Annotated in this window: 13 protein-coding genes, 1 tRNA gene and 1 pseudogene; 10 read left to right on the top strand and 5 right to left on the bottom strand. The window is 57.6% G+C overall.

Translation table 11 applies throughout. From position 1 onward, the window contains the following. Positions 1-61: 61 nt before the first annotated feature. Positions 62-577 carry an Hcp family type VI secretion system effector gene (locus ACIQU2_RS08280; protein WP_017338154.1) on the bottom strand — a complete coding sequence of 172 codons (516 nt, stop codon included), beginning with the start codon at positions 575-577 and terminating at the stop codon, positions 62-64. Between the two features lie 395 nt (positions 578-972). Here ACIQU2_RS08280 and ACIQU2_RS08275 point away from each other — a divergent pair, with 395 nt between their 5' ends. Beyond that, a complete protein-coding gene (locus tag ACIQU2_RS08275; protein WP_017338155.1) occupies positions 973-1,194 on the top strand; it encodes a hypothetical protein in 222 nt (73 codons plus the stop codon). Between the two features lie 19 nt (positions 1,195-1,213). Here ACIQU2_RS08275 and ACIQU2_RS08270 read toward each other — a convergent pair. The 3 genes and pseudogenes from ACIQU2_RS08270 to ACIQU2_RS08260 form a co-directional block, all read right to left on the bottom strand. Next, positions 1,214-1,436, bottom strand: a pseudogene (locus ACIQU2_RS08270) (integrase); the annotation flags it as partial. A gap of 981 nt (positions 1,437-2,417) precedes the next feature. Further along, positions 2,418-3,746, bottom strand: a complete 1,329-nt coding sequence (locus ACIQU2_RS08265; protein ID WP_129438209.1) for an integrase arm-type DNA-binding domain-containing protein — start codon at positions 3,744-3,746, stop codon at positions 2,418-2,420. A 164-nt stretch (positions 3,747-3,910) separates the two neighbouring features. Further along, positions 3,911-3,995 (bottom strand) — tRNA-Leu (locus ACIQU2_RS08260). Between the two features lie 107 nt (positions 3,996-4,102). Here ACIQU2_RS08260 and queA point away from each other — a divergent pair. The 6 genes from queA (at position 4,103) to ACIQU2_RS08230 (ending at position 10,201) form a co-directional block, all read left to right on the top strand. Beyond that, positions 4,103-5,167 (top strand): tRNA preQ1(34) S-adenosylmethionine ribosyltransferase-isomerase QueA, encoded by a 1,065-nt coding sequence (queA, locus tag ACIQU2_RS08255; protein ID WP_403139922.1) that lies wholly within the window; start codon positions 4,103-4,105, stop codon positions 5,165-5,167. Positions 5,168-5,181: 14 nt separating this feature from the next. Continuing rightward, positions 5,182-6,297, top strand: a complete 1,116-nt coding sequence (gene tgt / locus ACIQU2_RS08250; RefSeq protein ID WP_403140071.1) for a tRNA guanosine(34) transglycosylase Tgt — start codon at positions 5,182-5,184, stop codon at positions 6,295-6,297. Positions 6,298-6,340: 43 nt separating this feature from the next. Beyond that, complete coding sequence (gene yajC / locus ACIQU2_RS08245; protein ID WP_008147715.1) at positions 6,341-6,676, top strand: preprotein translocase subunit YajC; 336 nt, start codon at positions 6,341-6,343, stop codon at positions 6,674-6,676. 63 nt (positions 6,677-6,739) lie between these two features. Continuing rightward, positions 6,740-8,608 carry a protein translocase subunit SecD gene (gene secD, locus ACIQU2_RS08240; protein WP_403139920.1) on the top strand — a complete coding sequence of 623 codons (1,869 nt, stop codon included), beginning with the start codon at positions 6,740-6,742 and terminating at the stop codon, positions 8,606-8,608. A 9-nt stretch (positions 8,609-8,617) separates the two neighbouring features. After that, positions 8,618-9,532: a protein translocase subunit SecF gene (secF, locus tag ACIQU2_RS08235; RefSeq protein ID WP_403139918.1), complete on the top strand. Its 915-nt coding sequence runs from the start codon at positions 8,618-8,620 to the stop codon at positions 9,530-9,532. Positions 9,533-9,652: 120 nt separating this feature from the next. Continuing rightward, entirely contained in the window at positions 9,653-10,201 is a 549-nt protein-coding gene (locus ACIQU2_RS08230; protein WP_347804040.1) for a glycine zipper 2TM domain-containing protein, read from the top strand. Between the two features lie 251 nt (positions 10,202-10,452). On the opposite strand, the gene suhB is transcribed toward ACIQU2_RS08230, so the two are convergent. Beyond that, complete coding sequence (gene suhB / locus ACIQU2_RS08225; RefSeq protein WP_033061458.1) at positions 10,453-11,268, bottom strand: inositol-phosphate phosphatase; 816 nt, start codon at positions 11,266-11,268, stop codon at positions 10,453-10,455. Positions 11,269-11,414: 146 nt separating this feature from the next. Between suhB and trmJ the strand changes: the two genes are divergently transcribed. The 3 genes from trmJ (at position 11,415) to iscR (ending at position 13,625) form a co-directional block, all read left to right on the top strand. Then, positions 11,415-12,185, top strand: coding sequence for a tRNA (cytosine(32)/uridine(32)-2'-O)-methyltransferase TrmJ (gene trmJ, locus ACIQU2_RS08220; RefSeq protein WP_347803668.1), 771 nt, complete (start codon positions 11,415-11,417; stop codon positions 12,183-12,185). A gap of 2 nt (positions 12,186-12,187) precedes the next feature. Next, positions 12,188-12,964 (top strand): serine O-acetyltransferase, encoded by a 777-nt coding sequence (gene cysE / locus ACIQU2_RS08215; RefSeq protein ID WP_347803669.1) that lies wholly within the window; start codon positions 12,188-12,190, stop codon positions 12,962-12,964. A gap of 169 nt (positions 12,965-13,133) precedes the next feature. Then, positions 13,134-13,625 (top strand): Fe-S cluster assembly transcriptional regulator IscR, encoded by a 492-nt coding sequence (iscR, locus tag ACIQU2_RS08210; protein WP_007903581.1) that lies wholly within the window; start codon positions 13,134-13,136, stop codon positions 13,623-13,625. Positions 13,626-13,657: the final 32 nt, after the last annotated feature.

The raw sequence follows: 13,657 nt of genomic DNA, 5'->3' as shown, positions 1-13,657 counted from the left end.
GGAAGGGCGGAAACAACATCGACCAGCAGAGCTGGCCGATGCGTGAAGCGGTCAGCCGCGATTAAGCGACTGGCTGACGCCAGTCATCGGAACCCGAAGTACCGGATACTTCGTGGGTCCAGGTGATTTTGCGGTAGGTGAACTGTACTTCTTCCAGGTGCGTGAAGTGGGAGTTCGACGGATCCTGGCAGTTGTGCATTTTGTTGTTGATGGCGACGATGATCGCGTCTTCCAGTTTGGTGGTGTAGTAGTGCTCTTGGGTCCCTTGGGCCGAAGTACGGAACCACTGGATAACGATTTCGCTCATGCGCTCGCCCGAGGTCAGAGCCGCTTGCAGCAGTGGCGAAGACTTGTCGTAGACCTTGGTGATCACAACTGGTTTGTGTACGCGCTGACCGGTCGGTTGGCCGGACTGCGGGTCACGCGGGATGATTACGTCGTGGTTGAAAGCCTGAACCATGACCTGGTCTTCGTGACCTTCCTGGTAGGTGTTGCCAACCGAATCGGCGGTGAATGCGCCGGCGGTGATCAGACCTTGTTTTTCGCCAGTGACGGACATGTACGCTGGAGTAGCCATGGATGTGCTCCTTGCTGAATAAGTGAGGTGCCCGGGAGGCGGTATCGCCCGGTGGGTGCCTGACTGTTATCAAGGAGCGTGCCAGCTTTTGTGAAGTGCCCAGACGCCGGTGGCCTGCCGGCCCTGGCTCGCCGTTCAGCGAGTTTTTTACAACCATAATCGGAAGAAAGTGCGCAAGAAGTTGCGCACCACTGCGCAACTTCTTGCGCACTTGGCTGCAGTCTTTGCAAGACGTGGCTTGCAGGGCAGTTGGGTCGCGAATATTACGATCTACTGCGCAACTTCTTGCGCACAATGGCCCAATGATGGCGCTCACTGTGCGAAGAAAGAGAATTTCATAACCTCCCAATTCGCATCAAGGTAGTTGAAGGTAATGCTGGACCGGAGAAGTACCAATGCTAACCGATCTACAAGCTCGTCTATCACTCGCAGAGCTAGCCGAAAAATACTTAGAGGGAAGAGATCCTGCTTATGGTCGGCTGATCGAAGTCATTCATGATCCAGCGCGGCAAGTGCCTATCAAAGGGGTACTTGAGGCCATTCGCCGATACCAAAAAGCGCCGTACACACAACAAGAGCTTGAGCTGATCGATGACCTTTTATACATGTACGGATAATTGGCAAAACGCGATTCGGGATAGTCCAACAAGATCTGCCGATCAATCTGCCGCGCATCGTTGAACCCTGGCCCATCCTCCGACCGACACCACCGCACAAACGCCTGCCAGCGATCACTGTGCGCTTTGACCGTGCCGTAATGCTCACCGCCAAACAGGTCGCGGAGGGCCTGCGGCCCGGCATAACTCAGTTGTCGGCCATAGCCAAAATTGCGCCCGTCCCGTCTACCGACCAATGCCATGATCAAACTCCTCTCGAAGCCAAAACTTTTAAAACTTTCCCCACGTCATCCCGCCAAGAATGTTGAGTGTTATCAGGGATCAAGGCCCCTGCGACCTGTGAGGGTTGTCCACTAACGCGGGATTGACGGCTCTTTACGACCGGGAGCTTGGGCATCTCATGATCTGGCCTCCTGAACACCGTTACCGGTGGGCGGGCGGAGGTTGCATTGGCTGACGAGACCAGCGCCGTGGGATCCTGAGTCAGGTGAAGGCAGTGAGGCGATGACCGGGGCATCCCTGACTGTCAGTCAGGTGCAGTCCATTCCTTGGGCTGCGGCACCATCATCTGCATCGCTGTTGCTGGTGACTTCGGTGTTTGTCACGCCGATTGTCACGAGGGGAAATGCCGCAAAGCCTTGTACGAGTTGGGCTGCAGCAGCGGTAGGAGCGCCCGTCTCTTTCCGGGAGAAAGAGACGGGCGCAGGTTGGCGCAAGGAAATGGCCAAGCGGATAGGTTGCTGCAGGACAGCTATGAAAGGGAATGAGTTACCGCAGTGGGCACGCTGGTAAAAGTAGGCATCCATCACATCGCTGTGACCGTGCGAGCCGCCGGACGCTCATCGCACTTTGGGAGAACCACCACGGTGTGGCGTAGCCTTAAAGGTTCTGGCTACCTGGGTTGCTGTCAACGACAGCGCTTTGCCCGATCTTTTCTACGCCTGTGGATAATTGAGGTCAAGACTCCAATTTTCGGGAGTTCTGCGGCGGTGGATGAAATTATCCACCGGTGGAAATCAGTGGTTTTCCACAGACAGTTTGCGCGGGCTTTAGATTTCTTAAGTGAGGTCCATCCAAACAGGGCGGCTTTGCAGCCCTGTTTGGATGGACCCGCGTGGAAGGGCGGACTGCGGTGATCTCATTGGCTTACCAATGTTGGAATGCGCCACGGTAGTTTTGCAAGGTTGTCGTCGAGCGGGTCGAATTCGTGAGGCATCAAGTGATCACTGAGTCGCCGTTGATTCTGTCTCGATAGGCAACTTTTGGGGAGGATCATCTTTGTGTGCATGGGATGCTGTTAGAGGCGGTGCAGAAGGGCGAGCGAGGAACTGATTAACGCGAGTATCAAATTGATCGCGAAGGTTGGCTGTAATGCCTTCTTTGAGGGCATCGAGATAGTCTGCATACCACTGCATCATGATCCGACGTTGCGGCAGGTATAGGGCTTGATTGTACTCACCAGAGATGCCGCCCTCGACGTGAGCCAGCTGGCTTTCGACATGATCCTTCAGCCAGCCATGTTCGCGGAGCAGCGTGCTTGCGGTATGACGAGTGCCATGGCTGACGAGTCGTCCTTTGTAGCCGATCTTGGCGAACACCAGGTTGATCGTGTTTTCACTGATGACTGGCTGCTTTTCACCATTGCCAGGGAACAGATACCGGCTGCGTCCAGTGCTTTGATTCAGTTTGGTAAGCATGGCGATCAATTGATGAGGTAGAGGGCTGACGTAATCTCTGCGCATCTTCATGCGTGCGGCCGGGATGGTCCATATCCCTTCCTCGAAATCGATCTCTTCCCATTTTGCATAGCGAACCATGCCGGGGCGGCTCGCCGTCAGGATTGTCATCCATGATGCAATCCTCGCTGGTAGCCGACTGGTGGTCTTGCTTAAGGCCCGGAGAAACTCAGGTAGTTCGTGTTCATGTAGATGTGGGTAGTGTTGAGTGGGTGGTGGAGCTATCGCAATGGCATGGAGTTCGGAGGCTGGATTGTGTTCGCACAGGCCACGTGCAATGGCTTGACTGAAAATCTGTTTCAGCCAGGTCCTGGTCTTGTCCGCAACATTGAAGGCGCCTCGTTTTTCGATGCAGGCCTGCAGTTTTGCGCAGTCGCTTCGAGTGATGAGCTCCAGTTGCTTCTCGCCGAGCGCGGGCAGTAGATCCTTATCGAGATAGTCGCGGATCTTCTTCAGCGTCGCGCTGCTGCGGCCGGAGTCCGCTTTGAATTGGTACCAGTACTCCGCGGCTCGCCTGAAGGTGTTGAGCCCGGCCTCCTGCTGTCGTAGCTTGTCATCGCGGCGTTTGGCGCCGGGGTTGGTGCCTTGCTTGAGTAGGTTGCGGCATTCTGCAGCTCGTTCACGAGCTTCCTGCAAGGAGATATGCGGATACACGCCAAGTGACATGCGCGCCGCCCGACCCTGATAGGTGTAACGGAAGTGCCAGTACTTGCTGCCGTTGGGTTTCACCAGCAGGGCAAGACCCGAACTATCACTCAAGGTGAACGGTCTGTCGGCAGGCTTGGACGCTTTGATTTGCAAGGCGGTCAATGGCATCGCTGTACACCTCCGGTTCTCGAACTGGAATATGTACAGAAAATGTACCAAAAAGAGGCTGGCTTGCAAGAGATAGGGGTGGAACCCCCAGAGACCAAAAAGCCCGCAGTTAGCGGGCTCTATGGGTGTTGAGTAGACGCTGGTAGTCGTCTATGTACTGTAAATGGTGCCCCGAGGGAGACTCGAACTCCCACTTCTTGCGAAAACGGATTTTGAATCCGCCGCGTCTACCAATTCCGCCATCAGGGCTCAATGGCGGCGAAGTATAGAGATGAGATTACCGTCGGTCAATCAGGTACATAGAGAATTTTCACTATTTCGGCTAGACTTCCGGCCCCTGCTAGACGAACCCCATCATGCGCGTTGCTGACTTTACTTTCGAACTCCCTGATTCGCTGATCGCTCGCCATCCTTTGGCTGAGCGTCGCAATAGTCGCCTGTTGACCCTTGATGGGGTCAGCGGCGCCCTGGCACACCGTCAATTCACTGATTTGCTTGAGCATTTGCGCCCGGGCGATTTGATGGTGTTCAACAATACCCGGGTGATTCCGGCGCGGCTGTTTGGCCAGAAGGCTTCTGGCGGCAAGCTGGAAATTCTGGTGGAGCGAGTGCTCGACAGTCATCGCGTGCTGGCCCATGTGCGGTCGAGCAAGTCGCCGAAGCCGGGTTCCAAGATCCTGATTGATGGCGGTGGCGAAGCCGAGATGCTGGCGCGCCACGATGCGTTGTTCGAGCTGGGGTTTGCCGAAGAGGTGTTGCCGCTGCTCGATCGCGTCGGGCACATGCCGTTGCCTCCTTATATAGACCGCCCGGATGAAGGTTCGGACCGCGAGCGTTATCAGACGGTCTACGCCGAGCGTTTGGGCGCGGTAGCGGCGCCGACGGCGGGGCTGCATTTCGATCAGCCGCTGATGGAGGCGATTGCCGCCAAGGGTGTCGAGACGGCGTTCGTGACCTTGCACGTTGGCGCTGGCACCTTCCAGCCGGTGCGCGTCGAGAAGATCGAAGACCACCACATGCACAGTGAGTGGCTGGAAGTCGGTCAGGACGTGGTCGATGCGGTTGCCGCCTGCCGCGCTCGCGGTGGTCGCGTGGTGGCCGTGGGGACCACCAGCGTGCGTTCTCTGGAAAGTGCCGCGCGCGATGGCGTGCTCAAGCCGTTCAGTGGCGACACCGACATCTTTATCTACCCGGGCCGGCCGTTTCATGTGGTCGATGCCCTGGTCACCAATTTCCATTTGCCCGAATCCACGCTGTTGATGCTGGTTTCGGCGTTCGCCGGTTATCCCGAAGCCATGGCCGCTTACAAAGCCGCCGTGGAGCATGAATACCGCTTTTTCAGCTACGGTGATGCGATGTTTATCACCCGTAACCCCGCGCCTACTGCCCCTAAAGAATCAGGCCCTGAGGAAACAGAATGAGTCGCACCAGTCGTATGTCTTTCGAGCTACTTGCCACCGACGGCAAGGCTCGTCGCGGTCGTTTGACCTTCCCGCGCGGTACCGTCGAGACCCCGGCGTTCATGCCGGTGGGCACGTATGGCACGGTCAAGGGCATGTTGCCGCGGGATATCACCGCCACTGGCGCGGAAATCATTCTGGGCAACACCTTCCACTTGTGGCTGCGTCCTGGCACTGAAGTGATCAAGAAGCACGGCGACCTGCATGATTTCATGCAGTGGAAAGGCCCGATTCTGACCGACTCCGGCGGTTTCCAGGTGTTCAGCCTGGGCGCGATGCGCAAGATCAAGGAGGAGGGCGTGACCTTCGCTTCTCCGGTCGACGGCGCCAAAGTGTTCATGGGCCCGGAAGAGTCGATGCAGGTTCAGCGTGATCTTGGCTCGGACATCGTGATGATTTTCGACGAATGCACGCCGTACCCGGCCGACGAAGATGTCGCTCGCGTCTCCATGGAGTTGTCGTTGCGTTGGGCCAAGCGTTCGAAAGAAGCCCATGGCGACAACACGGCGGCGCTGTTCGGCATCGTTCAGGGCGGTATGCACCAGGATTTGCGCATGCGCTCCCTGGAAGGTCTCGACAGTATCGGCTTCGATGGCCTGGCCATCGGCGGTCTGTCGGTGGGCGAGCCGAAACACGAGATGATCAAGGTGCTCGACTACCTGCCAGGTCAGATGCCGGCTGACAAACCTCGTTACCTTATGGGCGTTGGCAAACCGGAAGATCTGGTTGAGGGTGTGCGCCGCGGTGTGGACATGTTCGATTGCGTGATGCCAACCCGTAATGCCCTCAATGGGCATCTGTTCATTGATACAGGCGTGCTGAAGATCCGTAACGCGTTCCATCGCCATGATGATTCGCCGCTGGATCCGACCTGCGATTGCTACACCTGCCAGAACTTCTCCCGTGCTTATCTGCACCATCTGGACAAGTGCGGCGAAATGCTGGGTAGCATGTTGAATACCATCCACAATTTGCGCCATTACCAGGTGCTTATGGCTGGTTTGCGCGAGGCTATTCAACAGGGTACATTGGCCGCCTTTGTCGATGCCTTCTACGCCAAACGCGGGCTTCCTGTTCCGCCTTTGGACTGAGTTTTCTGACCCCAAGATTCAACATTTGCAACTGGAGTGCTAAATGAGCTTTTTTATCTCTAATGCCATGGCTGACGCTGCTGCACCTGCTGCAGGCCCGATGGGTGGCGGCTTTGAGTGGATTTTCCTGGTCGGTTTCCTGGTTATCTTCTACCTGATGATCTGGCGTCCACAGGCCAAGCGCGCCAAAGAGCAGAAGAACCTGCTGAGCAGCCTGCAGAAAGGCGACGAAGTTGTGACCACCGGTGGTATCGCCGGCAAGATCACTAAAGTGGCAGACGACTTCGTTGTTCTGGAAGTTTCCGACACCATCGAAATGAAGTTCCAGAAAGGCGCCATCGCCGCCACGCTGCCAAAAGGCACGCTGAAAGCGATCTAAGTTTCAACTTCTACTCAATCGACGGGGCGCGCAAGGCGCCCCGCGTCATAAGCGGGCGGCGTGATGCTGAACAAATACCCTCTGTGGAAATACATTCTGATCCTGGCGGTGCTAGCGGTCGGTCTGATTTATTCCGCTCCCAATCTATATCCTGATGACCCGGCCATTCAGGTCAGCGGTGCAAGCACTTCGCTGCAGGTCACTCAGGCTGATCTGGACCGTGTGGGCGCAGCGCTCAAGGAATCCGGGATCAACGTCAAGGCTGCCACCCTGGCAGCAAACGGCAAGGGCGGTTTGATTCGTCTGACCAAGGCTGAAGATCAGCTACCTGCCAAAGACGTCGTGCGCAAGGCATTGGGTGATGACTACGTCGTTGCACTGAACCTGGCACAAACCACCCCACAATGGCTGCGCAGCCTGGCCGCGCACCCGATGAAGCTGGGTCTGGACTTGTCCGGTGGTGTGCACTTCCTGCTGGAAGTGGACATGGACAAAGCGCTCGATGCGCGCCTGAAAGTCTACGAAGGCGATGTGAAAAGCCTGTTGCGTAAAGAGAAACTGCGCTATCGCAGCCTGCCGCAACTCAACGGTGCCATTCAGCTGGGCTTCACTGATGAAGCAGCCCGCGAACAAGCCCGTACGCTGATCCGCAAGAGCTTCAACGATTTCGACATTGTTCCGGCCGACCTCAATGGCCAACCGGTGCTGCGTCTGGCGATGACCCCGGCCAAGCTGGCGGAAATCCGTGAATACTCCATCAAGCAGAACTTGACCACGGTACGTAACCGCGTCAACGAGCTGGGTGTTGCCGAGCCAATCGTTCAGCGTCAGGGCGCCAACCGCATCGTGGTTGAGCTGCCGGGCGTGCAGGACACCGCCGAAGCCAAGCGTATCCTCGGCAAGACGGCCAACCTTGAGTTCCGTCTGGCCGCTGAGCCTGGCGCTTCGAAAGCCACTTCCGAAACCTTCGAGTTCCGTGAAGGCAATCGTCCGCCAGCACAGATCGAGCGTGGCTTGATCATCACTGGCGACCAGGTGACTGACGCCAAGGCTGGCTTCGGCGAGCAAGGCACGCCAGAAGTGAACATCCGTCTGGATGGCCACGGTGGCGAGCTGATGAGTCGTGCGACTCGCAGCAACGTCGGTCGCAGCATGGCAGTGATCTTTATCGAGCAACGTCCGGTTACCACTTACGTCAAGCAAGTGGTCAATGGCGTCGAGAAAGACGTGCCGGTCCAGACATTCAAGGAAGAGAAAAAGATCATCAGCCTGGCGACGATTCAGTCGCCGCTGGGTGCTCAGTTCCGCATCACTGGCCTGAACGGCCAGGGCGAGTCGTCCGAACTGGCGCTGCTGCTGCGTGCCGGTGGTCTGGCTGCGCCGATGTACTTTGCTGAAGAACGTACCATTGGCCCAAGCCTGGGTGCCGACAACATCATCAAAGGTGTCGATGCATCGCTGTGGGGCATGTTGTTTGTCTCGCTGTTCATCATCGCCATCTACCGCTTCTTCGGCATCATCGCCACCGTCGCTCTGTCGGTGAACATGGTGCTGCTGCTGGCCCTGATGTCGCTGCTGGGTGCAACGCTGACCCTGCCGGGTATCGCCGGTATCGTGTTGACCATGGGTATGGCCGTCGACGCCAACGTTCTGATCTTCTCGCGGATACGTGAAGAGATTGCGGCGGGCATGACCGTGCAGCGGGCAATCAACGAAGGCTTCGGCCGGGCATTCACCGCGATTCTCGACGCCAACCTGACAACCTTGTTGGTCGGCGGGATTCTCTTTGCGATGGGCACCGGTCCCGTCAAAGGTTTCGCAGTGACCATGTCCCTCGGGATCTTTACCTCGATGTTCACGGCCATCATGGTGACCCGCGCGATGGTCAACCTGATCTTCGGCGGTCGTGACTTCAAGAAGTTGTGGATTTAAGGGGCTGCCATGTTACGTACAATCAACTTCATGGGCGTTCGCAATTTTGCGTTCGGCGTCACATTGTTCCTTACCGTGCTGGCATTGTTCAGCGTCGCCACCAAGGGCATGAACTGGGGCCTGGACTTCACCGGCGGTACGCTCATCGAGCTGACCTACGAGCGTCCGGCCGACGTCACTAAAGTGCGTGAGCAGCTGGCTACAGCGGGTTATCACGAGGCGATCGTACAGAGCTTCGGTGCGACTACTGATTTGCTGGTGCGTATGCCAGGTGAGGACCCGCAGCTGGGTCACCAGGTGGCCGAGGCCTTGCAGAAGGTCGGTGGCGACAACCCGGCGGTGGTTAAGCGCGTCGAATTCGTCGGCCCTCAGGTCGGTGAAGAGCTCCGCGACCAAGGTGGCCTCGGCATGCTGATGGCGTTGGGCGGCATCCTGATCTACCTGGCTTTCCGCTTTCAGTGGAAGTTCGCGGTCGGTGCCATCGTTTCGTTGATTCACGACGTGATCGTGACCATCGGTATCCTGTCGTTCTTCCAGATCACCTTCGATCTGACGGTACTGGCGGCGGTGCTGGCGATCATCGGTTACTCGCTCAACGACACCATCGTGGTATTCGATCGGGTTCGTGAGAACTTCCGCGTATTGCGCAAGGCTTCGCTGATCGAGAACATCAACATCTCGACCACGCAAACCCTGCTGCGGACCATGGCGACGTCGATCTCCACCTTGCTGGCGATCGCGGCCCTGTTGTTCTTCGGTGGCGACAATCTGTTCGGCTTCTCCATCGCGCTGTTTATCGGTGTGTTGGCGGGTACTTACTCGTCGATCTACATCGCCAACGTCGTGCTGATCTGGCTGAACCTGAGTACCGAGGATCTGATTCCTGCAGTGGCTACCGATAAGGAAGTCGACGACCGCCCATAACGGCTATCGTTTTCCAGCTGTCGGCCGAAAAGGCGCGAGTATTGAACTCGCGCCTTTTTTTATGCTCCAAGGCTGGGAGAAGCGCGGGCTTGTCCCGCATGTGATGGTCAGGAGGTTCATGTGAACAAGTCGTTGCTGGTTGGTGCGGTATTGGGTGCTGTCGGTGTAACTGCCGGGGGTGCTGTGGCCACCTACAAGCTGGTTAATAGCGGCCCTGAATATGCGCAAGTTCTAGCCGTTGAACCGGTCAAGACACAAATCAAAACGCCACGTGAAGTGTGCAAGGACGTTGCAGTAACCCGGCAAGCGCCGGTGAAAGATCAACACCAGATCGCCGGTTCCGTATTGGGTGCCGTGGCGGGTGGTTTGCTCGGTAATCAGATCGGTGGTGGCACCGGCAAGAAGATTGCCACCGTAGCAGGTGCAGTTGGCGGTGGTTACGCGGGCAACAAGGTTCAGGAAGGCATGCAGGAGCGCGACACCTACACCACGACTCAGACGCGGTGTAATACCGTGAATGACATCAGTGACAAGGTCGTAGGTTACGACGTCCGTTATTCACTGGATGGCAAGGAAGGCAAAGTGCGGATGGATCGCGATCCGGGCAACCAGATTCCGGTCGACAAGGAAGGCAAGCTGATCCTGGGGCAGAACGAGCCGGCTCAGTAAATAGCTGAAATTCAGATTCAAAAGAAGCACCCTGCGGGGTGCTTTTTTTGTGCCCGGGATCTTTGCCTCCCCACTAAACCCTTGTGGGAGCGAGCCTGCTCGCGAAGGCGTCGTCACATCCAGCAATGGAGGTGGCTGATACACCGCTTTCGCGAGCAGGCTCGCTCCCACATTTGGTCGGTGGTGTTCTTGAGGGCAAATTCCAGGCATAAAAAAAGCACCCCGAGGGGTGCTTTTTTGTGGCTGCTCGCTTAGCGTTTCAGCGAAGCCGGCAGGTGCGGCTGGATGGCCGTCAGTACTGCTTTGAAGCATTTGGTGTTACCGGCAACGACGTGGCCTTTCTCAAGGAAGTCGTGGCCGCCGGTGAAGTCGCTCACCAGGCCGCCTGCTTCCTGAATCAGCAGGGCGCCTGCAGCCATGTCCCATTCGGACAGGCCCGACTCCCAGAATGCGTCGAAACGGCCGGCCGCTACGTAAGCCAGGTCCAGGCTCGCCGAGCCAGCGCGGCGGATGCCGGCGGTCTGGCCAACCAGGGCGCGGAACATGCCCAGGTAGTTGTCGAGGTTGTCCATTTGGTCATCGCGGAACGGGAAGCCGGTACCCAGCAGGGCGCCGTCCAGGCTGGTGCGGCCGCTGACGCGCAGACGACGACCGTTCAGTTGAGCGCCACGACCACGGCTGGCAGTGAATTCTTCCTGGCGAACCGGGTCCAGAACAACAGCGTGTTCCAGGCGACCGCGGTATTTGCAGGCGATGCTGACAGCGAAGTGAGGAATGCCGCGCAGGAAGTTGGTGGTGCCGTCCAGTGGGTCGATGATCCACAGGTAGTCTTCGCCTTCGCCGCTACCAGGGTGCATGCCGGTTTCTTCACCGAGAATGCCGTGGGTAGGGTAGGCCTTGCGCAGCGCGTCGATGATTTTCTGCTCGGCGGCGCGATCCACCTCGGATACGTAATCCTTGGCGTCTTTTTCGTCGACCTTGATGGTATCCAGGCGCTCGATGGAGCGGAAGATCAATTCACTGGCGCTGCGGGCGGCGCGCAGCGCGATATTCAGCATGGGCTGCATGGATGTGTCACCTAAGGTTGTTAAAGAAAGCCGGGCATTCTATCAGAACTTTTCTACAGGTGAAGGTCGGTGTTCGGATTCGTAGCTTAACGGTAGGATGAACTGTAAGATTCTGCTCCCCATTTCTGTGTTCGAGAGCGCCTCCCTTGCTGCATAACATTCGTGTCGTCCTGGTCAATACCAGCCATCCCGGGAATATCGGCGGGGCTGCGCGTGCCATGAAGAACATGGGCCTGTCGCGGCTGGTGCTGGTCGAACCTCGGTTGTTTCCGCATCACGAAGCCGATGCTCGTGCTTCCGGTGCCGGTGACATCCTTGAAAACGCACAAGTCGTCGCCACTTTGGAAGATGCCTTGGTTGGCTGCAATCTGGTGCTCGGCACCAGCGCCCGTGACCGTCGCATTCCCTGGCCGTTGCTCGATCCCCGCGAATGCGGTGTGAAAGTGGTCGAGGAAGCAACGCAGGGCGCTGAAATCGCTTTGGTCTTTGGTCGTGAAGATTCCGGTCTGACCAATGAAGAGCTGCAGCGATGTCATTATCACGTGCACATCCCATCAGACCCTGAGTTCAGTTCGCTGAACCTTGGGGCGGCGGTGCAGGTATTGAGCTATGAAGTGCGTATGTCCTGGCTCGCGGCCCAGGGTCAGCCGAGCAAGGTCGAGAAGGATGAAGTGGCGTCCACCAAAAGTGGTGAGCTGGCGACCATGGATGAGCTGGAGCGATTCTATGAGCATCTGGAGCAAACCCTGGTGGCCATTGAATTCCTCGATCCGGAAAAACCACGGCACTTGATGGCGCGCCTGCGCCGGTTGTACGGACGCAGCTCGGTCAGCCGGGCGGAAATGAATATATTGCGTGGCATCCTCACGGAAACCCAGAAAGCGGCCCGTGGCGAGCTTCTAAAGCGGAAGGATTAAAAATGTTCGAGCGTTTGCGTGAAGATATCCAGAGTGTTTTCCATCGTGATCCGGCAGCGCGCAACGCCTTTGAAGTTCTGACGTGCTACCCGGGCATGCACGCCATCTGGATCCACCGCCTGTCGTCGGCGCTGTGGGGTATGGGCTGGAAGTGGCTGGCGCGGCTGGTGTCAAACTTCGGTCGCTGGTTGACCGGGATTGAGATCCATCCGGGTGCCAAGGTCGGTCGTCGTTTCTTTATCGACCATGGCATGGGCATCGTCATCGGTGAAACCGCTGAGATTGGCAATGATGTCACTCTTTATCAGGGCGTGACCCTGGGTGGCACCAGCTGGAACAAGGGCAAGCGTCACCCGACTCTTGAAGATGGCGTGGTGGTCGGGGCGGGGGCCAAGGTGCTGGGTCCGTTTACGGTCGGCGCCGGAGCCAAGGTCGGTTCCAACGCCGTGGTCACCAAGGCGGTTCCGGCGGGTGCGACGGTGGTCGGCATTCCGGGGCGGATCATCGTCAAGTCTGACGATGAGCAGGACGCCAAGCGTAAGGCCATGGCCGAGAAAATCGGTTTCGATGCCTACGGGGTCGGCGAAGACATGCCTGATCCGGTGGCTCGCGCCATTGGTCAGCTGCTTGATCACCTGCAGGCCGTCGACGGCCGTCTGGAGGGGATGTGCGGTGCGTTGAAGGACCTGGGCAGTAACTACTGCGCCAAGGATCTGCCTGAGTTGCGCGAAGAAGACTTCGCCTGCGTCAAGGATAAAGATGAAAGCAAGGCCAGCTAACTCCGGGCTGGCCCCTTCGCAAGCAATTGCTGGCTGTTCGTGGCCAGCCTTTGCTATGATGCGCGCGCTCTTTTGCGGGTAATCCTGACTAAAGTACTAGGTCTTATAGTTGACTTAAATACTCGGGAATTGCATACTCGCCCCATTCTGAACTCCGTGGTAATTGTCCATGCGACTGACTACAAAAGGCCGATACGCCGTGACCGCCATGCTTGACCTGGCGTTGCATGCGCAGCACGGGCCGGTGTCCCTGGCCGATATCTCCGAGCGCCAAGGCATCTCCCTGTCCTACCTCGAACAGCTTTTCGCCAAATTGCGCCGCAGCAATCTGGTGTCCAGCGTCCGTGGTCCAGGCGGCGGCTATCAGCTGTCGCGCGACATGCAGGGCATCCAGGTCGCCCAAGTGATCGATGCGGTTAACGAATCGGTCGATGCAACCAAATGCCAGGGCCAGGGTGATTGCCATCAAGGCGACACCTGTCTGACCCACCACTTGTGGTGCGATCTGAGCCTGCAGATTCACGAATTTCTGAGCGGTATCAGCTTGGCTGACCTTGTCACTCGCCGTGAGGTACAAGAAGTAGCCCAGCGTCAGGATCAGCGCCGTTGCAACAGCAAAGCGCCACGCCTGGACAAGATTGAAGCGTCCGCCGTCGAATGACAGCCAAAGAGCTAGCGGCACGCCAGCCAGCC

It is taken from the genome of Pseudomonas sp. NPDC098740 (genome assembly GCF_044760065.1).
Lineage (GTDB): Bacteria > Pseudomonadota > Gammaproteobacteria > Pseudomonadales > Pseudomonadaceae > Aquipseudomonas > Aquipseudomonas rossensis.
The sequence above is the reverse complement of the archived record's forward strand: the minus strand, read 5'-3'. Positions and strand labels throughout refer to the sequence as shown.